The organism is Chryseobacterium sp. PvR013, from assembly GCF_017833095.1.
Lineage (GTDB): Bacteria > Bacteroidota > Bacteroidia > Flavobacteriales > Weeksellaceae > Chryseobacterium > Chryseobacterium culicis_A.
In genome coordinates, this window is record NZ_JAFIBT010000001.1 from 5,464,425 (window position 1) to 5,487,802 (window position 23,378).

21 protein-coding genes are annotated in these 23,378 nt (G+C 37.3%); 17 read left to right on the top strand and 4 right to left on the bottom strand.

Annotation, left to right across the window (positions count from 1 at the left end):
* Positions 1-256: 256 nt before the first annotated feature.
* The 14 genes from JOE44_RS24775 to JOE44_RS24840 all read left to right on the top strand — a co-directional run bounded on the left by JOE44_RS24775 (position 257) and on the right by JOE44_RS24840 (position 16,383).
* Positions 257-1,189 (top strand): ring-cleaving dioxygenase, encoded by a 933-nt coding sequence (locus JOE44_RS24775; protein ID WP_209788917.1) that lies wholly within the window; start codon positions 257-259, stop codon positions 1,187-1,189.
* Between the two features lie 216 nt (positions 1,190-1,405).
* Positions 1,406-1,702 carry a GNAT family N-acetyltransferase gene (locus JOE44_RS24780; protein ID WP_209788920.1) on the top strand — a complete coding sequence of 99 codons (297 nt, stop codon included), beginning with the start codon at positions 1,406-1,408 and terminating at the stop codon, positions 1,700-1,702.
* 131 nt (positions 1,703-1,833) lie between these two features.
* Complete coding sequence (locus JOE44_RS24785; protein WP_209788923.1) at positions 1,834-2,787, top strand: ring-cleaving dioxygenase; 954 nt, start codon at positions 1,834-1,836, stop codon at positions 2,785-2,787.
* 5 nt (positions 2,788-2,792) lie between these two features.
* Entirely contained in the window at positions 2,793-3,413 is a 621-nt protein-coding gene (locus JOE44_RS24790; RefSeq protein WP_209788926.1) for a dienelactone hydrolase family protein, read from the top strand.
* Between the two features lie 324 nt (positions 3,414-3,737).
* Positions 3,738-5,348, top strand: a complete 1,611-nt coding sequence (locus JOE44_RS24795; RefSeq protein WP_209788930.1) for a Na+/H+ antiporter — start codon at positions 3,738-3,740, stop codon at positions 5,346-5,348.
* A 152-nt stretch (positions 5,349-5,500) separates the two neighbouring features.
* A complete protein-coding gene (locus JOE44_RS24800; protein ID WP_209788932.1) occupies positions 5,501-5,812 on the top strand; it encodes a hypothetical protein in 312 nt (103 codons plus the stop codon).
* A gap of 10 nt (positions 5,813-5,822) precedes the next feature.
* Entirely contained in the window at positions 5,823-6,407 is a 585-nt protein-coding gene (locus tag JOE44_RS24805; RefSeq protein WP_209788934.1) for a Crp/Fnr family transcriptional regulator, read from the top strand.
* 456 nt (positions 6,408-6,863) lie between these two features.
* A complete protein-coding gene (locus JOE44_RS24810; protein WP_245169861.1) occupies positions 6,864-7,739 on the top strand; it encodes a pirin family protein in 876 nt (291 codons plus the stop codon).
* Between the two features lie 44 nt (positions 7,740-7,783).
* Positions 7,784-8,473 carry a hydrolase gene (locus tag JOE44_RS24815; protein WP_209788937.1) on the top strand — a complete coding sequence of 230 codons (690 nt, stop codon included), beginning with the start codon at positions 7,784-7,786 and terminating at the stop codon, positions 8,471-8,473.
* A 61-nt stretch (positions 8,474-8,534) separates the two neighbouring features.
* Entirely contained in the window at positions 8,535-10,307 is a 1,773-nt protein-coding gene (locus JOE44_RS24820; protein ID WP_209788940.1) for an amidohydrolase, read from the top strand.
* A 143-nt stretch (positions 10,308-10,450) separates the two neighbouring features.
* On the top strand, positions 10,451-10,876 hold the full coding sequence (locus JOE44_RS24825) for a DoxX family protein (protein ID WP_209788942.1): 426 nt from the start codon (positions 10,451-10,453) through the stop codon (positions 10,874-10,876).
* 2 nt (positions 10,877-10,878) lie between these two features.
* On the top strand, positions 10,879-12,246 hold the full coding sequence (locus JOE44_RS24830; protein ID WP_209788945.1) for an alginate export family protein: 1,368 nt from the start codon (positions 10,879-10,881) through the stop codon (positions 12,244-12,246).
* Between the two features lie 895 nt (positions 12,247-13,141).
* The gene (locus JOE44_RS24835; RefSeq protein WP_209788948.1) at positions 13,142-13,870 is read left to right on the top strand and encodes a M17 family peptidase N-terminal domain-containing protein; all 729 of its coding nucleotides are present in this window, start codon (positions 13,142-13,144) and stop codon (positions 13,868-13,870) included.
* A 386-nt stretch (positions 13,871-14,256) separates the two neighbouring features.
* Complete coding sequence (locus tag JOE44_RS24840; protein ID WP_209788951.1) at positions 14,257-16,383, top strand: type IA DNA topoisomerase; 2,127 nt, start codon at positions 14,257-14,259, stop codon at positions 16,381-16,383.
* Positions 16,384-16,772: 389 nt separating this feature from the next.
* Here the strand turns inward: JOE44_RS24840 and JOE44_RS24845 are convergent, their stop codons facing one another.
* The 3 genes from JOE44_RS24845 to JOE44_RS24855 form a co-directional block, all read right to left on the bottom strand.
* Positions 16,773-17,273: a hypothetical protein gene (locus JOE44_RS24845; RefSeq protein ID WP_209788953.1), complete on the bottom strand. Its 501-nt coding sequence runs from the start codon at positions 17,271-17,273 to the stop codon at positions 16,773-16,775.
* A 202-nt stretch (positions 17,274-17,475) separates the two neighbouring features.
* Positions 17,476-18,330 carry an AraC family transcriptional regulator gene (locus tag JOE44_RS24850; protein WP_209788956.1) on the bottom strand — a complete coding sequence of 285 codons (855 nt, stop codon included), beginning with the start codon at positions 18,328-18,330 and terminating at the stop codon, positions 17,476-17,478.
* A 251-nt stretch (positions 18,331-18,581) separates the two neighbouring features.
* Positions 18,582-19,007, bottom strand: a complete 426-nt coding sequence (locus JOE44_RS24855) for a hypothetical protein (RefSeq protein WP_209788959.1) — start codon at positions 19,005-19,007, stop codon at positions 18,582-18,584.
* Positions 19,008-19,249: 242 nt separating this feature from the next.
* Here JOE44_RS24855 and JOE44_RS24860 point away from each other — a divergent pair, with 242 nt between their 5' ends.
* Positions 19,250-19,672: a PaaI family thioesterase gene (locus tag JOE44_RS24860; RefSeq protein WP_079242415.1), complete on the top strand. Its 423-nt coding sequence runs from the start codon at positions 19,250-19,252 to the stop codon at positions 19,670-19,672.
* A gap of 118 nt (positions 19,673-19,790) precedes the next feature.
* Positions 19,791-20,135, top strand: a complete 345-nt coding sequence (locus JOE44_RS24865; RefSeq protein WP_047388083.1) for a phage holin family protein — start codon at positions 19,791-19,793, stop codon at positions 20,133-20,135.
* 51 nt (positions 20,136-20,186) lie between these two features.
* Here JOE44_RS24865 and JOE44_RS24870 read toward each other — a convergent pair whose 3' ends face one another.
* Positions 20,187-21,053, bottom strand: a complete 867-nt coding sequence (locus JOE44_RS24870; RefSeq protein WP_209788963.1) for a chitobiase/beta-hexosaminidase C-terminal domain-containing protein — start codon at positions 21,051-21,053, stop codon at positions 20,187-20,189.
* A 208-nt stretch (positions 21,054-21,261) separates the two neighbouring features.
* On the opposite strand from JOE44_RS24870, the gene JOE44_RS24875 reads away from it, so the two are divergent.
* A complete protein-coding gene (locus JOE44_RS24875) occupies positions 21,262-23,256 on the top strand; it encodes a S9 family peptidase (RefSeq protein ID WP_209788966.1) in 1,995 nt (664 codons plus the stop codon).
* The last annotated feature ends 122 nt before the right edge of the window (positions 23,257-23,378 follow it).

The following is a 23,378-nucleotide window of genomic DNA, read 5'->3' on the forward strand; positions in this document are numbered from 1 at the left end:
TGAAATTTATAAGAATTAAATAATTTTTATATTGTCATGGATGAAATAGATAGAAATTTATTCTGGTGCATTTTTATTTTGTAGATTATTTATAAACCTTACTTTATGTATTGCTTGAATTTCCAACAAATCTGTGAATTTTAAATTAAATAATCATCAGATCAAAAGGACAAGATCATTGGACCTTTTTGATTTATTAAACTAGTTAAATGCACAGGATTTCTGTTCAGTGTAATTTAGCATCAAAATTAAAGACATGGACAATAGAATATTAGGTCTGCATCATATTACTGCAATAGCAGACAATGCCAAAAGAAATTTAGATTTTTATACAAAGGTTTTAGGAGTAAGACTTGTGAAAAAAACGGTGAATTTTGATGATCCGGGAACGTATCACTTCTATTTCGGAAATGAAGAAGGAACACCGGGAACCATTCTTACTTTCTTTCCGTGGGAAGGAATAGGAAAAGGAAATAATGGAAGCGGAATGGCTACTCATATTGGATATTCAGTACCTAAAGGAAGTCTTGAATTCTGGAAAAATCATTTACAAAGCTTACATGTAGCTACAGAAGAGGGCGAAATCTTCGGAGAAAAAATGATTTCTTTTAAAGATCCGGACGGGCTTCAGTTACAGTTGATCGAACCGCTTAGTGAAGACAACAGAAAAGTATGGACAACAGATGATATCAAAGATGAAAATGCTTTGAAAGGTTTCCATAATGTTACTTTAACCTTAAAAAAAGCAGATCCTACCCTCAAAGTTCTGACGGATATTTTAGGATACGATTTGCAGAAACAAGAGGGAGAAAGATACAGATTGGCAACGGATGCAATTGATACTGCCAATCTTGTGGATATTATTGAAAATGATACCATTCCTGCCGGAAGAAATGCTGCCGGAACCAATCACCACATTGCATTCAGAGTGAAAGATGATACTGTTCTGATGGAATATCGTGAGAAAGCGTTATCAGCTGGTTTGAGCATTACTCCGAAGATCAACAGGGATTACTTCTATTCATTATATTTCCGTGAGCCTGGTGGTGTATTGTTTGAAATAGCAACCGATAATCCGGGATTCACCGTAGACGAACCTTTGAATGAATTGGGCACAAATCTGAAACTTCCCGTTCAATACGAAGGAATGCGTGACAAAATAGAAGGAGCCCTGCCGAACTTATCATAGATCATCGGTCAGTACTGATAAAGATGCTAATTTTGAATTAAGAAATTACCCATACACAATTAAAGAAAGTAAGTTTATTATAGGTAATCATAACAGTACGCTTCATCGGATCAATTTGCTGATTCCATTCTTAGCTCACTTAAAATATGCATTACTATTATTAAATCTTTGTGTTAAAATTTACTTACTATTGAATACAAAATAAAAATATAAAAAATGGAAAGAACAGAAATAGTTTTAGAAGGAAGAAAAGGAGAAATTCAACTTTTCTCAGACGACCATAAAGCAGGAAAAATGGATATATCAGTCATTGGAAAAAAGCTGACAGTTTACCATACCGAAGTAAATCAGGAATATGAAGGAAAAGGTTTCGCGAAAATTTTACTGGAAAGACTGGTTTCCTATGCAAGAGAAAATGATTTGAAAATTGTACCGTTGTGTCCGTATGTTCACGCTCAGTTCAAACGCCACCCGGAAGAATATAACGATGTCTGGATGAAGGAAGAACTGTAGTGAGTTTGAGCGTCTTGAGCTAAAAAATAGAAGTGAAAGGCAAACGATGCATAAAAACTACTTTCTAACTTATCAACCCGAATTCCGAATCTCGCCTTCCATCATCATAACCAATTAACAATTTCAACACAATGAAACTTATCACAGGACTGCATCATGTTACGGCAATTACCGGCAATGCACAGGAAAATATAGACTTTTACACGGGAGTTTTAGGACTTCGTTTAGTTAAAAAAACGGTTAATTTCGATTACTCAGATGTTTACCATTTTTATTTCGGTGACGAATACGGAACACCGGGAACCATTATGACCACTTTTCCTTATGGCAAAGATCTGATCAATGGAAGACATGGTAAAGGAATGCTCAATACCACTGCTTTTTCAGTTTCTTTAGAAGCTCTGGATTATTGGATGAACCGTCTCGAGCAGTTTAATATTCCTTTCAAACAACCGCAGCAAAGATTTTCTGATGAAGTTTTTATTTATCTTGAAGATTTTGACGGGCTAGGACTGGAGTTGGTGTTTAATGATAAAGACGAAAGAAAAGGATATTACAATGGGTATATTCCTAAAGACTATGCTGTCAAAGGAATCCATCACGTAGAAATCTGGCAGGATGCCTATGAAAGAACGGCGGCTCTTCTGACCACTCAGATGGATCATAAAGTGATTAAGGAAACTCCTGACAGACTAAGGTTGGGAACCGAGAATTTGCCGGGAAAATATGTAGATCTGCTGTCTACACCTAGTGCATTGAAAGGATTGGCAGGAAGAGGTACTGTTCATCATGTAGCTTTTGCCACTCCGGATGCAGCGTCTCAGCTTGAAATGGTGAAAAAATTAAATGCATACGGATTGGAACATACTGAAGTGAAGGACAGAAAATACTTTACATCAGTATATTTTAAAGAACCTGGAGGTGTTTTATTTGAAATTGCCACTTCCGGCCCGGGATTCGATGTAGATGAAGAAGCAGCGTTTTTAGGAGAAGATCTGCAGTTGCCACCGCAGTTTGAAAAAAGAAGAGAACGTCTGGCAGAAGTTCTTCCCGTAATTAATTATCCAACAGAAAAATTCAGATAGAAATAATGAGTCATATTTTAAATATAAAAACAGCAGGAGTACCATTGAATCAGGCAGAAAAAGTTTTGATTATGATTCATGGGCGTGGAGGAAGTGCTCAGGATATTCTGAGTTTATCACAGCATTTAAATGTAAAAGATTATGCACTGCTAGCGCCACAGGCACTGAATCACACCTGGTATCCCTTCTCATTTATAGCACCCGTGGAACAAAATGAACCATGGTTATCATCAGCCCTTGAAATAGTTGATGAAACAGTAAAAGCCGCAGTAAAAGCCGGAATTCAACCTGAAAATATATACTTTTTCGGATTTTCTCAGGGAGCCTGCCTTACCCTTGAATTTTTAGCCCGTAATGCGCAGAAATTCGGTGGAGCAGCAGCTATTATCGGTGGGGTAATAGGAGATAAAATTAATCGTGAAAACTATAAAGGCGACTTTGCCGGAACCCCAATTTTTCTGGGAACCAGCAATCCGGATTTTCATGTACCTGTAGAAAGAGTATATGCTACAGCCAATATTTTACGAGAAATGAATGCGGAAGTAACAGAAAAAGTATATGCTAACTTTGGTCACTCTATTAATGAGGAAGAAATTGAAATAGCTAATTCAGTGATATTTAAATAATTTAACCACAAAAATCACAAAAGATTTGATAAGTAAATATCGAGTTCCTGAAAAGAACATTTAAGTTTTATAAAAATCTTTGATTTTTCTCTCATGTGATCTTTATATTGTATGCTATTAAACTTTATAAACATTTTAAAATAAAAACTTTGTGACTTTTGTGGTTAATCTTTATAATTGGGATTTTAAAACAATGACAATTCAATAGCGGTGGGCTTTAGCCCGCCTTATAATAAATAATCAATCCACTGGCTTTAGCCCAAACCTAAATAACCAGAATCTAAAAACTAACCTCTAGCCTCTAATTTCTAACTTCTAAAAAACATGCACGAACAACTCCTCTTAATATTAGGCCTTTTATTACTGGTCATGCTGCTGGTTATGCTGGCGCAGCGGATTAAAATTGCCTATCCCATTTTTCTGGTTCTTGCCGGTTTGGGAATCAGCCTTATTCCCGGAGTTCCTGTTTTAAAACTGGATCCCGAAATTATATTTTTAATTTTTTTACCTCCTCTTTTATACGAAGCAGCCTGGTATACCTCATGGAATGATTTCTGGAAATGGAAACGCCCCATCAGCCTTTTGGCTTTTGGACTGGTATTTCTGACTTCTCTGGTCGTTGCTTATACTTCACAAATGCTGATCCCGGGTTTTACACTGGCATTAGGTTTTTTATTGGGAGGAATTGTTTCGCCACCAGATGCAGTTGCCGCCACTACAGTTTTAAAGGGGTTAAAAGTTCCAAAACGTACAATCGCCATACTGGAAGGAGAAAGTTTGATTAATGATGCCTCTTCACTTATTGTTTTCAGATTTGCTCTGGCAGCAGTAATGACAGGTGCTTTTTCAATGCATGAAGCAACAGGACAGTTCTTTCTGGTAGCAGGAATGGGTGTGGTCATAGGAATTGCAGGAGCTCATATTTTCTATGCCATTCACCGTTTTTTACCTACAACACCAGCCATTGATGCGGCTCTTACCGTAATGACTCCTTATATTTTGTTTCTTTCTGCGGAACATTTTCATTTTTCGGGGGTGATGGCGGTGGTAAGCGGAGGATTGTTTATGTCTTTCCGTGCTCATGAAATTTTTAAAACAGGAACCACAAGAATTAACATGACAGGAGTCTGGAACACCCTTATTTTTGTGATGAATGCTCTGGTTTTTGTATTAATAGGGCTCGAACTTCCGGATATCATCAATGGATTGGGGGAAATTTCTTTGATGGAAGGAATCAAATATGGTTTAATTATCAGTTTGATTGTCATTGTAGTACGTTTGTTGTGGATTTATCCTGTGGCTCATCTTCCAAGATGGTTCAGTGAAAAAGCCCGTCGTGATCCTAGTCCGGGATGGAAAAACCCTCTAATTATAGGCTGGGCAGGAATGAGAGGAGTTGTTTCTCTGGCAACAGCCCTTTCAATTCCGGTTATGATGAATACTCAGGCGGAATTCCCGATGAGAAACCTGATCATTTTTATCACATTCGTAGTCATTTTTGTGACACTGGTATTTCAGGGACTGACATTGCCTTTGGTAATTAAATTAACAAAGATTGGAGAGATTGATCCCATTCTTCCTTCCCACGAACAGCAGGCAGGAATTCAGATGAGGCTGGATAGGCTTGCCGTTCATAAACTTGACCATGAGTATAATGATGCAGTGAAAAGCAATAACCTGCTTGAAAATCTTAAAAAAGCATTGGAAAATGATATCAAACTCCATCAGAATCATTTAAGCTCTATTGAAATGTGTACGAACAGACAAAATGATATGGCAGAATATCACAAAGTAATGCTGGATATATTTGCCCTGCAGAGAAAGGAGCTGTTTAAAATGAAGCGCGAAAAACTCTTCAGTGATGATGAAATCAGAAAAGCAGAATCCCAACTGGATCTTAATGAACTGAAAATTACGGGGAATAAACATTTGTAGGAAGGATTCCGGATGCAAGATGTGAGTTTGAGGGTCGGAGGGTTTGAGAGGATCAGAGTAATTTCATCTATCTTTTACCCTTTATTCAAACAATATAAACACTCAACCTTAAACCCTAAACCTTGAACTTTAAACTTTAAACCTTGAACAAGATGAAAACATTACATTTTTTAGTTATTGGAAAGAATCAGGAAATTCTGGATACTTTAAAAAGAATTATAGAAAATAATGAAGGCTGGACGGCTGAAATACAAAGTGATGAAAATTTCTGCTATGAATATATAAAAGAAAATACAGTGGATATTGTCCTTTTAAGCTCAGGTTTGGAGGATGATTTTGAGAAAAATATCAAAGCATTTTGCGCCGGATTAGATAAAGATGTTAAAGTGATCGATCATTATGGAGGAGGAAGTGGGCTTTTAAAGAATGAAGTTTACAGTCTTTTTCCTAATTTGCAGGGGTAAATGCTACATTATGTTCGAAAATATCATCAAAAATATTACAAGATTTATCTCCATCACTCCCGAAGAAGAAAAAATATTTACAGATCTGCTTGCCTGCCAGTCGTTTCCTAAGAAAACGGTTTTACTCAGAGAAGGAGAAATCTGTCAGTTTGAAGGATATATTCACAAAGGATGTGTGAGAATGTACTGTTTGGATGATAACGGCTCCGAAGTTACGCTTCTGTTTGCCATTGAAGACTGGTGGATCAGTGATATTGCTTCATTTCAGGAGCAGAAGCCCTCTAAAGTTTATATTGAGACGCTGGAAGATTCGGAAATCTATATGCTGAATCCTGCAACCAAAGAAAAATTACTTCATGAGATCCCTAAATTTGAAAGAGTTTTCAGAATGCTGGTTCAAAGGAATCTCGCCACATTACAAAGCAGACTGGTCAATACGATCTCCAAAACTGCTTCAGACAGATACCTTGAATTTATCAAAGTATATCCTTCAATTCCACAAAGAGTAGCACAATATTACATCGCTTCTTATCTCGGCGTTTCAAAAGAATTTGTAAGTACCATCAGAAAACGACTTGCCTCAAAAGAGAAATAAATCTTAGTTTTTTATACTTGCAGATTGCAGAGATTTGCATGGATTTTATAGGGGTGAATATTCCTGTGAAATTATAGTCACCCATTTTATCGGAGATAAAATCCTTGCGCCTTAAAAATATTTAGCTTAAAAAACAACTTGCGTCTTTGCGTTTTCCAACTATTTTTTTGCTTATCATTCATACAGAGATTCCTACGGAATGACAAACTGTATGGATAAACTAAGTGTTGTATTTGTCATTCCGTAGGAATCTAAACAAATTTATCCTTTAGGTCTTAAGAGTAAAAAGACTTCTGTATTTTCTCAAAAAACAATCCAATATAATCATACTGCCGGATACAAAAGTATCCGGCATTTTTTTTTGCTGAAAAGTCATTTATTAAACTAGTTAAATGTGCAGGGTTTTTCAGCGCTCTACATTTGTCATATCAAAAACGAACAAATAACAACTGAGATATGGACAGAAAAGATTTTTTAAAAAAAGGATTACTGGGAACAGGAATGTTTGTCGCATCAGCTTCTCTGGCAAGCGCTATGAAAAATGATATCGATGAGATTGAACCATTAGAACCAATCGGATACAATCACCTGCCCAATACAGAATCAAAAATAAAGGAAAATTCTGTAATCCACAGAGCAGACTCAAGAGGCAAAGCAGATCATGGATGGCTGCTGAGCCAGCACACTTTCAGTTTTGCCAACTATCACAATCCTGAAAGAATGCATTTCGGAGTATTGAGAGTCCTGAACGACGACAAAGTGGAAGCAGGCAGAGGTTTCGGAACACACCCTCACGACAATATGGAAATTATCAGTATTCCTTTAGAAGGTGATCTTGAACATAAAGACAGCATGGGAAATACGGCAGTGATCAGAAGTGGAGACATCCAGGTGATGAGTGCAGGAACGGGAATCATGCACAGTGAATTCAACAAAAACAGTGATAAGCTGGTAAAATTTCTTCAAATCTGGATTTATCCTAAAAAAAGAAATGTAACTCCAAGATATGATCAGATCACTTTAGATAAAACAAAAGGTCACAATACATTTCAACAGATTCTTTCTCCCAATGCAGACGATGAAGGAGTATGGATTCATCAGGATGCGTGGTTCCATCTGGGAATTTTTGATCAGAATAAAGAAACGCATTATAAGATCAGAAAAAATGGAAACGGCATTTATGTTTTCATTCTTAAAGGAAGTGCAGAAATCGGCGGAGAAATTTTGGAAGAACGCGATGGATTTGGAGTCTGGGATATTCAGGATATTAATATCAAAGCCATTAAAGAAGGTACCGAAATCCTTGTAATGGAGGTGCCAATGACCATGTAAAAGAAAATTAAACAGAAATAACAACCCTTAAATTTTAAATAATTATGAAAAAATTAATCCTATCATTTGCAGCTGGTTTATTATCATTAACAGTATCAGCTCAAAACCCTGGAAAATCATTATTAAACCCTACCAACCATGCCGTAGTATTGATTGATCATGAAGGCCAAATGGCTTTTGCAACAAAGAGCATCAGCATGGAAGAACTGAGAAATAATGTAGCACTGGTAGCCGGAGGATCAAAAATCTTTAATGTTCCTACAGTGGTAACAACGGTGGCTGAAAAATCATTCAGCGGACCTGTTTTCCCTGAAATTTCAGAAGTATATCCTGAAGCAACAAGCGGATATGTAGACAGAACCACAATGAATACCTGGGAAGACACTAACGCTCACAAAGCCATCACAGGAAAAAATAAAAAGAAACTGGTTTTTGCAGGATTATGGACAAGTGTATGTATCGTAGGCCCTGTATTATCTGCTATTGATGAAGGGTATGATGTATATGTGGTAACAGATGCTTCAGGGGATATTTCTAAAGAAGCTCACGATCAGTCAATCACCCGTATGGTTCAGGCAGGAGCTCACCCAATTACTTCTGTTCAGTATGTGTTGGAACTTCAGAGAGACTGGGCAAGAAAAGAAACCTACAAACCAGTTAATGATCTGATGAAAAAACACGGTGGAGCTTACGGTATTGGAATTCAGTATGCTCAGGAAATGTTAAAACATTAATGATGTCTGTTTTCGGCAGGCTGAAAGCCTGCCGAAAACTTCAAACTTAAATATTGAAATAATGAAATTACTGAATACACTTATCTTTTCTGCGGTTTTAGGAACAGGAATACTCCATGCTCAGAAAGCAGAAATGATCATTACCAATGGGAAGATCACCACCATGGATGATAAAAATCCTGAAGTACAGGCTGTTGCCATCAAAGACCATAAAATCTTACAGGTGGGAACCAATGCCCAGATTTTAAAATTAAAAAACAGCAATACAAAAGTTATTGATGCCAAAGGAAACAGAGTGATTCCCGGTTTATTTGACAGCCATTTACATGTGATCCGTGGAGGAAGATTTTACAATACAGAACTTCGGTGGGATGGGGTGAAATCTTTAAAAAGAGCACTGGAAATGTTGAAAGAACAGGCGCAGAGAACACCCAAAGGACAATGGGTAAGAGTGATCGGAGGCTGGAATGAATATCAGTTTGAAGAAAAACGACTTCCCACACTGGCTGAAATTAATGAGGCCACGGGAAATGTTCCCACATTCATCATGTATCTTTATGGAAAAGCATGGTTAAACAAAGCTGGATTAAAAGAACTCAATATCAACGGAGAAACACCTAATCCTGCACAGGGTTTAATTGAGAAAGACAACAATGGAGATCCCACAGGATTATTGGTTGCAGAGCCTAACGCATTCATCCTTTATTCAACATTGGCCAAATTACCGGAGTTGAAAGAAGAAGAAAAAATAAACTCAACCCTCCAGTATATGACGGAACTGAACAGATTAGGGGTAACGGCTGTAATGGATGCAGGAGGAGGATTCCAGAATTTTCCTGACGATTATGGAACAACAGATAAGTTGAACAAAGAAGGAAAAATTACCGTTCGCTTACCTTATTATTTATTTGCTCAAAAGAAAGGTTCTGAGCTTGCAGATTATACCAAATGGATAGGAATGGTAGAGATTGATGATCATGGCCACAATGATTTCAATGAAATAGATTACCATGTGAACGGAGGTGGTGAAAACCTGGTTTCTGATGGTGCCGATTTTGAAAACTTCCTTTTTCCAAGACCAGAACTTCCCGCTACCATGGAGAAAAATATGAAAGAGGTCGTAAGTCTTCTGGTAAAAAATAAATGGCCTTTCAGAATTCATGCTACCTATAATGAAAGTATCACAAGATTTTTAAATGTCATTGAGGAGGTCAACAAAGAAACTCCTTTGAACGGATTAGTCTGGTTTATGGATCACGCAGAAACCGTTACTGAAGACAATATGAAAAGAATAAAAGCTTTGGGTGGAGGAATTGCAGTACAGCACAGAATGGCGTATCAGGGAGAAAGTTTCATCCACAGATATGGTAAAAAGCCGGCTTTAGCTTCTCCTCCTGTGAAAAAAATGCTTGAAATGGGAATTCCTGTAGGATTGGGAACAGACGGAACAAGAGTAGCAAGCTACAATCCATGGGTTGCTTTATACTGGATCACAACAGGAAAAACCATCGGAGGAACTCAGGTGATGGGCAAAGAAAATACGCTGGACAGAAAAACAGCCTTATCCCTTTCTACTTATGGCGGCTATGAATTAATAAAAGACTATCAGAAAGGAAAAATACAAAAGGGATATTTTGCAGACCTTACCATTTTGGATAAAGACTATTTTGAGGTTAAGGATGAAGAAATTAAGAACATTACTTCAAAACTAACCATAGTAGACGGAAAAGTAGTGTACGGAGACGAAACCTACAAAACAGCCGCACCAGCACCGCTTCCAGTCATTCCGGAATGGTCACCCGTGAAATATTACGGAGGCTATCAAACAAAATAGTTTTTATACCACAAAATCCACAAACACTTCAACTGAAGGGGTAAAAATTCCCCTCCTCCGGAGGGGTGGCAAAAATTCAAAGAATTTTTGACGGGGTGGTCTTACCCATAAAAGTCTTCAATAGTAAAACAGTTACAACAATCATGAAAAAGTTAATCCACATCATCACCAATACCAATCCGGGAGGAAAACTAATCAATATTGCACTTTTAGTTTTCAGAGTCTTACTTTCTGTAGAATTAATCGTAGCCCACGGATTAAAAAAAATAGGAGTAGGTGTTTCAGAAGCAGAGCAGGTTCCGAACCCGTTGCACCTTCCGGAATCATTCAATAGCCTTTTTGCAGATGCTGCCAATCTCGTATTTCCGGTATTTGTAATCTTTGGATTTTTCACAAGAATTGCTGTATTGCCGATCTTGGCTGTAACCCTTACAGGATATTTTATTCTTCATTGGAATGATGCATTACTGGTAAAAGATACTCCATTTATGTACAGCTTGTGTTACCTGTTTTTATTATGTGTGGGTTCAGGAAAATATTCAGTGGATCATTATTTAACAAAGAAATAATTATGAAAAAACTCATTGCTATTGTACTGTTACTGCAGATTTTTATTCCAATTCAGCTCTCCGCTCAGTTTAAGCTGATGAGGTTTGATGAAGATTATGCGGCATACAAAGACTCTGCAAGAACTTTTTATAACTCCATAAAATACATCCCGATTACAGAAAACAATAACAAATATCTGTCATTGGGAGGAGAAGCAAGACTGGAATTTGTAGATTTTAATAATGAAGACTGGGGCAGAATGGGAATTGGAAGCAATCCTTTTCTGATTCAAAGATACACGATACATGGAGATCTGCATCTGGGCTCACGGGTAAGAATTTTCGGGCAGGTGAGAAGTGCATGGGAAAATGGAAGGAAAAATGGACCAAGACCGATTGATGAAGACCATCTGAATATTCAGAACCTCTTCATTGATTTCGATATTCTGAAAAATGATAAAGAAAAACTGACCGTGCGTGCAGGAAGACAGGAATTGGACTATGGAAGCGGAAGACTGATCTCCGTAAGAGAAGGCCCGAATTTAAGACTCTATTTTGATGGATTAAAATTCATGTACAAAAGAGGAAATTTCAGATCAGATGCTTTTATGATGGCTGCCAGTGAAATCAACCCGGGAGCATTCGATAACAAATCTTCGAAATCAGTCAACCTTTGGGGAAGTTACAACACATGGATTATTCCCAGAAGTGGAAACCTGGAGCTGTATTATCTGGGGATTCACAGAAAAGATGTACGCTTTGAAGACGGACTTTCAGACGAAAACAGACATACTTTTGGAGGAAGATTCTGGAAATATGGCGGTGGCTTTATCTACAATTTTGAAGCAGCCTATCAGTTTGGCAACTTTAATAAAGGAAATATCAGCGCATGGACGGCTTCTGCAGACATCGGATATATGTTTGAAAATGTAAAAGGAAAACCAACCATCAATCTTAGAAATGATTATATCTCAGGCGACAGCAATAAAGGAGACGGAACATTAGGGACATTCAATCCTCTGTATCCGAAAGGTGGATATTTTGGATTTAATCCTCAGATCGGACCTGTAAACTTAATTGATATTCATCCCTATGCAACCATTGATTTAGGTGAAAAAATAACAGTGCAGGCAGATGTAGTTTTCAACTGGAGATATTCTACCCAGGACGGAATTTACAGACCCAGCGGAACATTAAACCTACCATCTTCAAACTCAAAAAAGAGATACATCGGAACGGCTTTCCTGGGAAGCTTTAATTATAAAATCAATTCATTTTTAACCTTTAATACAGGAATACAGTATTTCAACACCGGAGCTTTCATCAATGATGTCATCGATAGCCACAAAGACGGACTCTTTATCAACTCCAGAATTGTATTTAAGTTTTAAAAAAATATAGGGAATTTGAAAATTTGAAAATGAGATAATTTGAAAATTAATTGAACAATTATCCCAGATCAATGTACCTTTCCATCCCAAAAACTACCTTTGAAAAAACAAAAATAGCCGGAGCGAATCGACTTGCGCCTTAAAAAATAAAACATCAACAAAAACTTAGCGCCTTTGCGTTATCCCAACAAACAAACATTAAAACCCACACCTCTCAACAAATTATCCCACATCAATGCACATCTACATCACAGAAACTACCTTTGAAAAAGCAAAAAATAGCCTGAGCTAAGCGACTTGCGCCTTAAAAAATAAAACATCAACAAAAACATAGCACCTTTGCGTTATCCAACAAAACACTCGCAACCCGCACGTCTCAACAAATTATCCCAGATCAATGTACCTTTCCATCCCAAAAACTACCTTTGAAAAAGCAAAAAATAGCCTGAGCTAAGCGACTTGCGCCTAAAAAAATAAAACATCAACAAAAACATAGCACCTTTGCGTTATCCAACAAAACACTCGCAACCCGCACGTCTCAACAAATTATCCCAGATCAATGTACCTTTCCATCCCAAAAACTACCTTTGAAAAAATAAAAATAGCCGGAGCGAAGCGACTTGCGCCTTAAAAAATAAAACATCAGCAAAAACTTAGCGCCTTTGTGTTATCCCAACAAACAAACATTAAAACCCACACCTCTCAACAAATTATCCCACATCAATGCACATCTACATCACAGAAACTACCTTTGAAAAAGCAAAAAATAGCCTGAGCTAAGCGACTTGCGCCTTAAAAAATAAAACATCAGCAAAAACTTAGCGCCTTAGCGTTATCCAACAACACACACACAACCAGCAACAAAAATAACCAGCAACTAACAACAAAAAATCTCATGAAAAATACACTAAAACAATCACTGATAATTGCAACATTAGCATTCTCAACATTAAATTTTGCACAAACAACCACTGCAACCACTGCAAAAACAACAGCCATCGGAACCTCTAAAACCTGGGGAACCGTAGACGGTATCTCCATGGTAGGATTGGTACAGGGACCTTCCTCAGCAGATGCCCAGCTTCAGGTAGCCTGTGTTTTCGAATATACAGAAGGAGACATCTTCAATGCTCAGGCCTTACCTGCTAAATTGAACGGATTGGTTCACCTGGATGAAGCTTTAAAAGGAGAACTAACCAATATCAGAAAGGCAGGACAGTTTCAGGGACATTCTTTGGAAACTCTTTTAATTACACCACCTGCAGGATCGATGTCTGCAAAGAAATTATTATTGATTGGTTTGGGTGACCGCAAGAATTTCACTCCAGATTTAATGACTTCCGTAGGAGAAGTGGCAGCCCGTGAAGCGATGAGATTAGGTGTTACCAACTTTGCCTTCGCCAGTGATCTGAAAGATGCCGGAATAGACTCTCCAACCGCTTTGGTAGCCGGAAACGTAGTAAGAGGAATCGTGCATGCCAACCGTTCAGAAAATTACCTGAAAGAACACAAGTTGTCCACCACAAAAAAATTAGAAAAAGTATATCTTCTGGCTGGTCCTGCCTTCTTTGAAACTGCAGGCGGAGGAATTGCTGATGCTATTTCAGAAGCTCAAAAGAAATAATGAACCTAGTTTCATTACATTGTTGATTTAGCCTCCTTTTTTAAGGGGGCTTTTTATATAAAGTATATAATCACATATATAGGAAGTAATTTAAATACAAAGTTTTAGCTTAAATGTTTTTAATTTTAAGGCAGCATGAATGTAGGATTTTCAAAATATCATTCTGAACTAAATGAAATGTAGCGTCATTTAATATCAGTAAGATTCTTCCTTCGTCAAAATGACAAAGTGGATTGATGGAATATATTATAAAACTTTACATCTTTATAATTTTATAATACAGAACCTAATTTCCTCTCTTTCAACTCTAAGACCTCAACCCTCAACTAAATTGGCAATGTCAAAAAAAATCCCGATTTTTGCACTCCTTCAATAAACCCGAGTTCATGAAATTATGTATTGCCGAGAAACCCAGTGTTGCCAGAGATATCGCCAAAGTATTGGGCGCTACCACGCCTAAACAAGGCTATATGGAAGGAAACGGCTATTGCGTGACATGGACGTTCGGACACCTTTGTACCCTGAAAGAACCTCACGACTACGGCCCACAGTTCAAATCCTGGAACCTTTTTTCACTGCCGATTATTCCCAATAGTTTTGGAATCAAGCTGATCCCGAATAAAGGCGTTGAAAATCAGTTTAAAGTCATTGAAAAATTGGTCGAAGAATGTGATGAGGTCATCAACTGCGGGGATGCCGGGCAGGAGGGAGAACTCATCCAGCGTTGGGTATTGCAGAAAGCAAAATGTAACAAACCCATCCAGCGTTTATGGATATCTTCATTGACGGAAGATGCTATTAAAGAAGGTTTTGCCAGCTTAAAACCTGCAGAAGATTATAAAAATCTGTATCTGGCCGGAAATGCCAGAGCTATCGGAGACTGGCTGTTGGGAATCAATGCGACCAGACTTTTTACCAAGAAATTCGGGGGAAACAAAGCCGTTCTTTCCATTGGAAGGGTACAAACTCCCACATTGGCCATGCTGGTGCAGCGTCAGAAAGAAATTGATGCCTTTACCACAGAAGAGTATTGGGAACTGAAAACCAAATATCGTGACGTTCTTTTCAATGCAGCGATTGACCGTTTAAAAACCTTGGAACGAGCTGAAAAAGGATTGGAATATCTTAAAGTCAATCCATTTGAGATCGTTTCTTTCGAAATTAAAGAAGGGAAAGAAAAAAATCCACGACTTTTCGACCTGACCGGACTTCAGGTAGAAGCCAATAAAAAATACGGTTATTCAGCAGAAAATACGTTGAATTATATCCAAAGTCTTTATGAAAAGAAGCACGTAACCTATCCGCGTGTTGATACCACTTATCTATCCGAGAGTTTATATCCGAAAATAACAGGTATTCTTCAGAAAATGTATCCTTATCAGGAGCTGATTGCTCCGTTACTGGAAGCTCCGATTCCAAAATCAAAGGCCGTTTTCGATGATACAAAAGTAACCGATCACCATGCGATCATTCCTACGGAAATTCCACCTTCTCAAAATCTGAGCAGGGAAGAAAAACTGATTTATGATCTGATTGCCAAACGTTTTATTGCCGTTTTCTATCCGGAATGTAAAATTTCAAATACATTGGTGGAAGGAAAAGTAGGAACAATTCCTTTCAAAACCAGCGGAAGACAGGTGCTTGAAGCAGGATGGAGAGCTGTTTATGCCAAAGAGCCTAAGGAAGAAACTACCGATAAGGAAAAAGAAAAAGAGGAAGAACAAACTATTCCTGAATTTATCGTAGGAGAAACCGGACCACATGATCCGATGATTCACCAGGGAAAAACAACACCTCCCAAACCTTATACCGAAGCAACACTGCTGAGAGCGATGGAAACTGCCGGAAAACAGGTAGAAGATGAAGAGTTGCGTGAAATGCTGAAGAACAACGGAATCGGAAGACCATCCACCCGTGCCAACATCATTGAAACCCTTTTCAAAAGAAAATACATCGAGAAAAAAAGAAAAAACCTCATCGCTACCCAAACCGGAATTCAGTTGATTGATACCATCGAAGATGAGCTGTTAAAAAGTCCGGAACTGACAGGTGAATGGGAATCCAAACTTCGTAAAATTGAAAAAGGAGAGTATGAAGCCAACCTGTTCAAAGAAGAACTGATTCAGATGGTTACCGAACTTACTGAAAAAGTGGTGTACGGAAAAGGAAAAGTGATTACCCTTCAGGAAGAAGAAAAAGAAGAAGTAAAGGAAAAGAAAAAAAGAGAGCCTGCACAGAAAAAAGAACTTCAGTCCTGGGAAGAAACGAAATGCCCAAAATGCAAAGAACACAACCTGATCAAAGGAAAAACAGCAGTAGGATGTTCTGATTTTAAAAACTGTGGTTTCAAAATTACCTTTGAAAATTTCGGTAAAAAATTGTCTGATAAGCAGCTTTTAGACCTTGTATTAAAGGGAAAAACCTCAAAATTGAAAGGCTTTACCACCCATCCGGAAAATCTTGCAGAAGGTGTTTTAACTTTGAGTGATGACTTCCAGACACAGCTTAGCTAATTAAATATCATTATTGAGTGGAGAATACGGGATTCGAAACCGCAACCTGTTGACTGCCAGTCAAACGCGTTAAATTTTAATATACGCTATATGAGCATTGTCCTTGAAAGATAATAAAATAATGGCCAGCCAGAACTTCATAGATAGATGATACAATTTTGAACATTATCACATTTTATCGGAGATAAAATCTTTGCGCCTTAAAAACATACAGCTTAGGAAATAAGCTGCGTATTTGCGTTTTCCAACAATCTTCCTGCTTTTCATTTATACAGAGATTCCTACGGAATGGCAATTACAACGCTTAGTTTATCCATACAGTTTGTCATTCCGTAGGAATCCAGCCCTACCTGCTACAATTTCACGATCTTTAGCACAATACAAATGTCCTACTGAAGACGTGTAATCTCAACATTCTCTTTTTTCTGCTTCATAAACTGAAAGATTGATCCAATCACAAAAAGCAGGAAAATAACAAGAAGCGTCTGGCCAATTACCGGATCTTTGATATCCTTAGCCAAAGGATGCCCAATGGGAACCCTCGTAAAGGTCTCATTAATTGTGGGAACCAATGATAGGAAAAAACTGAATGACAGCAAAAAATTCTCAAAATATCTTGCTTTTCCGACATGCTTTTTATAGGAAAAAAGGAAATAAGCAATGGATATCAGAACAATGATAAATAAGGAAAATACATGTCCTGCATTGAAACCTCCTGCCTTAGAAATTCCCAAAGCTGAAAGTGATGTAATGACGGTTGCATACAAGTATATTTTTCCGGACCGCTGAGCCAGATTGATTTTGCCATATTTAATAAACCCTGTGATGGCCCCTGCAAGGGCTGCTATACCGATAATGGTATGAAAAATTCCTAAACCTGATAGATTCATATTGATCGTATTTTAAATTGATACATTTTCAGTTGTAATGACAGGTATATTTCTGTTCCCTGTAACTGATGGTACAAATTTGCGATAGATAGACAGAAATGATTTTGTGATTTAGTTCAAGAATTTGAGAGTTTGGTCCAGAAAGAAACATTCCTTATGGAAATAAGAAATAGCGGTGTCATTACCTAAAAATGCTCCTCAATTATTTCCCCTTTTGTTCCTGGCGGTAATTTGAAGGAGTGACACGATATTTATCACTGAAGTTTTTTGTAAAAGTAGCCAGATCATTGAATCCGCATTCAAATGCAATATCAGTAATCCGTTCATCTGATCGTAAAAGCAATTCGGCCGCTTTTTCCAGCTTTTTGTTTCTTATATAGTTGGCGGGCGTATCACTATATAATTTGGTGAATTCTCTTTTGAAGGATGACAGGCTCAGATTGCTTTGCGCTGCAAGTTGTTCAATGGTGAGCTGTGAAAATAAATTAGCCTCAATAATCTGCTTGAAAGAATAAGTTGTGGGAGAAAACAGTTGTGACAGGATCAGCTGAATAGTTTTAGCATTCTGGGATTGAGCCAGCAACAACATAATTTCTTTTAATTTAAGAATTAATATATCTTCATTAACGAGGGAAGGATTTTCAAAATAGAAGAGCAGTCCTTCAACATATTTTTGAATCAGAAAATCATTATTTATTTTCTCATTGGATTGGTTCGAGACCATTTTTGCCGGTTTTTGCAGCAATACAGGCAGTTCCCTGTCATAGATTCTTTTCAGAATATCCGGATAGAAAGTAACGATGACGATTTCACAATGCTCCTCCGATTCTGAGTTTTGAATATACTTTCCGGAGCTGATACAATTAAGAAACAGCGAATAATTAGCAGAAATAGTAAACTCCTGTTCTGCTGTTTTATATTGAAATTCTCCTTTAATAACATACAGAAAACAAGCCTGCTCAGAAACCGGGAAATCAGATCTGAATGGCGCTTTAAGATCAATCTTCTGTAATAAAGGTTTTCCAAACAGTTCGTGTTTTTTGTAATCATTCAGCATAATGAAGGAGTTTCTTTTTTGAATTCAATACTATGAAAAGGTAAACAATTTGCTCTGTAAAAAATGAGTCAACAACAAATATACACAGTCATTCTCTGAAAAGCTTAATTTATGCAGTTTAGATTCCTACGGAATGACAAACGATGTGGATAAACTAAGCGGTATACTTGTCATTCCGTAGGAATCCAGCCTTATGTTTTCACCATTTTTTTTATATAAATATTCCAGGAGAAGAAGTGAGAATTCATAGGTTACCGGAACAACCTCTCATACCAGCCCCCAACATCACTTTTAATCTCTTCATGATGCTTACATAAAATAACAGCCAGTTCCAGTTCTGATCTGTCAGATTTATAAGGATTCAAAGTAAGAAATCCAAAGAAATTTCCGTCCTGATCCAGAATTGCCGGAGGATAGGAAGCATAGGAATTCCATGGAGAATAGGCGCTGTAGGTACTCCCATAATTTCCATATGGATTCCATATGGATTTTGAACTGAAGACATTTCCGTAATCGCTGAACTTGTTCCAGATCGAATTTTTATCAAAATTATCACAGTTTAGGCATCCCAGATACTGATCCTGATCTGCACCGCCATACAAATGTAATGTTTGTGCCTGAAAACAGAATCCTGCCAATAAACCTAAAAATTGTAAAAACCTTTTTAAACCCATCATAAAGCTTTCCTGCAAATCTAACCTTTTGAACTGAAAAATTTTGATTATTGCTGAACAAAACGATACACAAAAAAACGTTACAGGTTTTCAATACCTATAAGATTTAAATATTCATATAGAGATCAAAGAGCAGCATAAGTTTATATCAGTTCCCTCAAAGCTTCCTGCCACTGGAAATTTTTAATCTTTAAATTCTTTAATCTTTAAATCAATTTCTACCTTTACATTCAAATTCAAAAGTAATGACACCAGAGAAAAGAAAACTCATCACAGACAGCTTCAACCGTTCGGAAACCTTGAAATTCTATAAAGCAGAACTGCTGGGAGTAGAAACCGATTTTATATCCATGAAGATTCCTAAAATGGAAATGATGACCAGAAAAGCAGGAATGTTTAACGGAGCGATGATCGCCTCTTTGGTTGATGTTTCTTCAGGATATGCCGCTGTGAGCCATTATCCGGAAGATTGCTATGTAGTGACCGTTGAGTTGAAAGTGAATTATCTTCGTCCTGCGATGGGTGATGCTTTGGTTTCAAAATCTTATGTTATCAAAGGTGGAGGTAAAATTGTTGTTGTGAGGACAGAAATTTATGTTCAGACTGAAGGTTCGGACTCAGAAAGTCATGTAGCGACCTCATTAGTCACCATGATGAAAATAAAATAAGACGTTACGGGAAATAAAAGACAAAATATTCCTTAAATAAAGGGTTTCACGGAATTCTTTTTTTTGAAATGGAATGGCTTTTGCTCCATATCCCCCATAAACATTAAAAAATATCACAATGAACTTAATTATCCGACTATTTATTACGGCAATTGTAGCTTATCTTTTAACAAAAATTTTACCGGGAGTACATTTTGAAGGATTTTCTTCAGCCATTATCTTTGCGATTGTACTTGGGGTTCTTAACATATTTGTAAAGCCTATTTTAAGTCTGTTCGGCCTTCCGTTAACGATCCTTACCTTAGGATTCTTTGCCCTTGTGATTAATGCAGGGATTATCCTGATTGCAGATTATTTCATAGACAGTATGGTGGTAGATGGTTTCTGGTGGGCATTTATATTCAGTATATTATTGTCAATTGTAACCTCTTTGGCGAACTCAATGTTCTCAGATGGAGATTAATTAAAAACATTACAGATCAAAATATAAATCCGCTCATTGAGCGGATTTTTTTTATTTTTTAATGAACTTCAACAACACCAGATCTCCCTTTGAATCTTTCAGTTTTAGAAAGTAATTTCCTGAAATAAGTTGATGAATAGAAATTTCTTTTACAAACTGATTTTTTACCACCATTCTTCCATTTCCATCTATGATCTCATATTCCTGAAAGTTCCGGTCGGTATTTACTTTTAAAATATCTGAAACAGGATTCGGGTAAACTTTGATTAAAACATTGTTGTTTTTTTGCTGCGTTTCATGAGTCGCTAAAAATAAACATGAGGGTGGAGTTGTTATTACTCCATCTGTAAAATCATAATATAAAGTGCTTCCCATCGGAATCAAATTGGTACTGATGGTTGCAGGAATATTTTCAAAGAGAGTACAATTGTTAAATCGTACATTGGCACTTTCAAAATTTCTGGCAGCCTTATACCAGGATTCACATCCTGCCGGCTGCATTACAACCCCTGGCCAGAAGGTATCCATGGCAAATCCGTCAATGGAATTGGGACTCACCATATCAATCATTACACAGCTTCCGGTAGTCCATATAGAAGGAATTTTAAAGTAAATGTTGGCCGTAGGAATACTTCCTGTATAATATTTTTTACTGATGACAGCTGATGAACTTCCCTGTCCATCAACAAGAAATGCTTTGATTTCTTTATTCTGATCAATGGTAATCTGTACATTATTGACTGCTGAACTGGAACTCAATGTAGGGGTGCTCCCATCAGTAGTATAATAAATAGTTCCGTTTCCTGAAAGAGTTGCCTGATAAGCATTATAATAATGATTGGGAAAAGGGCTTATCATTAACTGTGAAAAAAAGAAAGAAGACACAAAGAGTGCAGAAAAAAGAAGAAATTTTTTCATGTAAAATGGATATTAGTTTAGTTTTTATAAAATTAATAAAAATTCAGCTGCATATTAACTATTTATTTTCAATATCGTAAAACTTAAATGTTAATTTTTTCGTCCATTTTTATTTTAAATATTAACTTTGGCAATCTTTGAATTTAATAAAAGGATATTATAAAATCACTGCGATTTCATAAATCCGTTAAAAAATGAATATCAACATATGAAACTTAAGTACAGTCTGCTGGCTTTGGCAGCTCCGCTTTTAATGAATGCACAACAAGTAATGACGCCTGAAATTCTTTGGACTTTGAAAAAAGTTGGGGTACAGGCAGTTTCACCAGATCAGGGTTCCCTTATCTATAAAGTAGGGCAGGTAGATCTGAAAACAGAGAAAACGAAAAACGAGAACTATTTTCTGAATGTTCTTAATCATCAGTCTTCTAAAATTGATTTCGGTAAAAAAGCCCTTATTCAATGGGATAAAAACGGAATTTATGCGCAGGAAGGTGATAAAATCTATCTTTCTAAAGATGCCGGAAAAACCTGGACAGAATTTTATACGATTGGTGAGGCTGATAACGTTGTAATTTCTCCGGACGGGAAGAAAATAGCTTTCAGCAAGCAGGTATTGGTAGAAAAAGTGATGGGGAAAGATAAATTCAGTGATACCCCTAAAACTACTGCTCAGGTTTACACAGATCTGAACCACAGACACTGGGATTATTTCAATGAAGGAAAATACAACCACGTATTTGTAGTGAATACTGCTGATAAAGTAGAAGGAGCAAAGGATCTTTTGGAAGGAAAAACCTGGGATTCTCCTCAGAGACCTTTTGGAGGTGCTGAAGATTTTATCTGGAGCCCGGATTCTGCACAGCTTTTATATGTTACAAAGCCTAAAAGCGGAAAAGAGTACGCTACAAGTACCAATACAGATATCTTTGCTTATGATTTAGCGTCAGGTACCACCAAAAACCTTACAGAATCAAATAAAGGATATGACATTAATCCAAAATTCAGCCCGGATGGAAAATCTTTGATCTGGCAGAGTATGGGCAGAGATGGATATGAAGCAGATAAAAATGATGTAAAAATCCTGGACTGGAAGTCAGGGAAAACCACTAATCTTACTTCTGGCTGGGACGAAAGTGTTTCCGGAGATGTACTTTGGGGAGCAGATTCAAAAACAATCTACTTTACGGCTGCATTCAGAGGAACAAAACAACTTTTCTCACTGGATTCCAAATCAGCAAAAGTACAGCAGATTACCAAAGGAGATTTTGACGTTAATGAAATCTTTACAGATAATAAATCTTCACTTTTAGTAGGAAGAACAGATGTAAACCATGCCACGGAATTGTTCTCTGTAAACGTTAAAAACGGAGAAATGAAGCAGGTGACTGAAGCTAATAAAGATACTTATGCTAAGCTGGCTCAAGGGAAATCTGAACTTAAAATGGTGAAAACCTCAGACGGAAAGGAAATGGGAGTTTGGTTCCACTATCCACCGAACTTTGATCCTAATAAAAAATACCCAACATTGGTGTATTGCCAGGGAGGACCACAATCTGCACTGACGCAATATTTCAGCGTAAGATGGAACTTTGCCTTAATGACAGCCAATGATTATATCGTGGTAGCACCAAACAGAAGAGGAATGCCAGGATGGGGAACAAAATGGAATGAAGATATTTCAAAAGATTGGGGTGGACAGCCGATGAGAGATTATCTGGCAGCCACAGATTTTGCGAAAACGTTACCTTATGTTGACGGTGACAGAGTAGCGGCTGTAGGAGCAAGCTATGGAGGATACAGTGTATTTATGCTGGCAGGAATCCATGAAAACAGATTCAAGACGTTCATCGCTCATGACGGATTATTTGATATGAAGTCATGGTATCTGACGACGGAAGAACTTTGGTTTGCAAACTGGGATCTTGGTTCTCCATGGGAGAAACCGCTTCCAAAAGCGTATACAGAATTCAACCCAAGTAATTTTGTAGAAAAATGGAATAAGCCCATCATGATCGTTCAGGGTGGAATTGATTTCCGTGTTCCTTACGAGCAGGGTCAGGAAGCTTTCCAGGCAGCAAAATTAAGAGGATTAAAATCTAAACTGGTTTACTTCCCGAATGAAAACCACTGGGTACTTCATCCTCAAAACGGATTGGTATGGCAGAGAGAATTCTTTGATTGGCTGAAGGAAACTTTATAAGATCAATAAAAATAAATATCAATAGGAGCGGGCTTTAGCCCGCTTTTTTTATGAAAAATATCCAATGGCTTTAGCCAAAATCTAAATAATCTGAGTGGTTTAAGGGAGTTAAATTCAGGGTA

What these genes read in the sequence shown, in the direction of transcription:
- JOE44_RS24870 (WP_209788963.1), bottom strand. Translation starts at nt 21,053, where the DNA reads ATGAAAAAATTTCTTCTTTTTTCTGCACTCTTTGTGTCTTCTTTCTTT.
- JOE44_RS24855 (WP_209788959.1), bottom strand. Translation starts at nt 19,007, where the DNA reads ATGATGGGTTTAAAAAGGTTTTTACAATTTTTAGGTTTATTGGCAGGA.
- JOE44_RS24785 (WP_209788923.1), top strand. Translation starts at nt 1,834, where the DNA reads ATGAAACTTATCACAGGACTGCATCATGTTACGGCAATTACCGGCAAT.
- JOE44_RS24850 (WP_209788956.1), bottom strand. Translation starts at nt 18,330, where the DNA reads ATGCTGAATGATTACAAAAAACACGAACTGTTTGGAAAACCTTTATTA.
- JOE44_RS24810 (WP_245169861.1), top strand. Translation starts at nt 6,864, where the DNA reads ATGGACAGAAAAGATTTTTTAAAAAAAGGATTACTGGGAACAGGAATG.
- JOE44_RS24795 (WP_209788930.1), top strand. Translation starts at nt 3,738, where the DNA reads ATGCACGAACAACTCCTCTTAATATTAGGCCTTTTATTACTGGTCATG.
- JOE44_RS24820 (WP_209788940.1), top strand. Translation starts at nt 8,535, where the DNA reads ATGAAATTACTGAATACACTTATCTTTTCTGCGGTTTTAGGAACAGGA.
- JOE44_RS24805 (WP_209788934.1), top strand. Translation starts at nt 5,823, where the DNA reads ATGTTCGAAAATATCATCAAAAATATTACAAGATTTATCTCCATCACT.
- JOE44_RS24840 (WP_209788951.1), top strand. Translation starts at nt 14,257, where the DNA reads ATGAAATTATGTATTGCCGAGAAACCCAGTGTTGCCAGAGATATCGCC.
- JOE44_RS24845 (WP_209788953.1), bottom strand. Translation starts at nt 17,273, where the DNA reads ATGAATCTATCAGGTTTAGGAATTTTTCATACCATTATCGGTATAGCA.
- JOE44_RS24815 (WP_209788937.1), top strand. Translation starts at nt 7,784, where the DNA reads ATGAAAAAATTAATCCTATCATTTGCAGCTGGTTTATTATCATTAACA.
- JOE44_RS24775 (WP_209788917.1), top strand. Translation starts at nt 257, where the DNA reads ATGGACAATAGAATATTAGGTCTGCATCATATTACTGCAATAGCAGAC.
- JOE44_RS24780 (WP_209788920.1), top strand. Translation starts at nt 1,406, where the DNA reads ATGGAAAGAACAGAAATAGTTTTAGAAGGAAGAAAAGGAGAAATTCAA.
- JOE44_RS24875 (WP_209788966.1), top strand. Translation starts at nt 21,262, where the DNA reads ATGAAACTTAAGTACAGTCTGCTGGCTTTGGCAGCTCCGCTTTTAATG.
- JOE44_RS24790 (WP_209788926.1), top strand. Translation starts at nt 2,793, where the DNA reads ATGAGTCATATTTTAAATATAAAAACAGCAGGAGTACCATTGAATCAG.
- JOE44_RS24835 (WP_209788948.1), top strand. Translation starts at nt 13,142, where the DNA reads ATGAAAAATACACTAAAACAATCACTGATAATTGCAACATTAGCATTC.
- JOE44_RS24800 (WP_209788932.1), top strand. Translation starts at nt 5,501, where the DNA reads ATGAAAACATTACATTTTTTAGTTATTGGAAAGAATCAGGAAATTCTG.
- JOE44_RS24865 (WP_047388083.1), top strand. Translation starts at nt 19,791, where the DNA reads ATGAACTTAATTATCCGACTATTTATTACGGCAATTGTAGCTTATCTT.
- JOE44_RS24830 (WP_209788945.1), top strand. Translation starts at nt 10,879, where the DNA reads ATGAAAAAACTCATTGCTATTGTACTGTTACTGCAGATTTTTATTCCA.
- JOE44_RS24860 (WP_079242415.1), top strand. Translation starts at nt 19,250, where the DNA reads ATGACACCAGAGAAAAGAAAACTCATCACAGACAGCTTCAACCGTTCG.
- JOE44_RS24825 (WP_209788942.1), top strand. Translation starts at nt 10,451, where the DNA reads ATGAAAAAGTTAATCCACATCATCACCAATACCAATCCGGGAGGAAAA.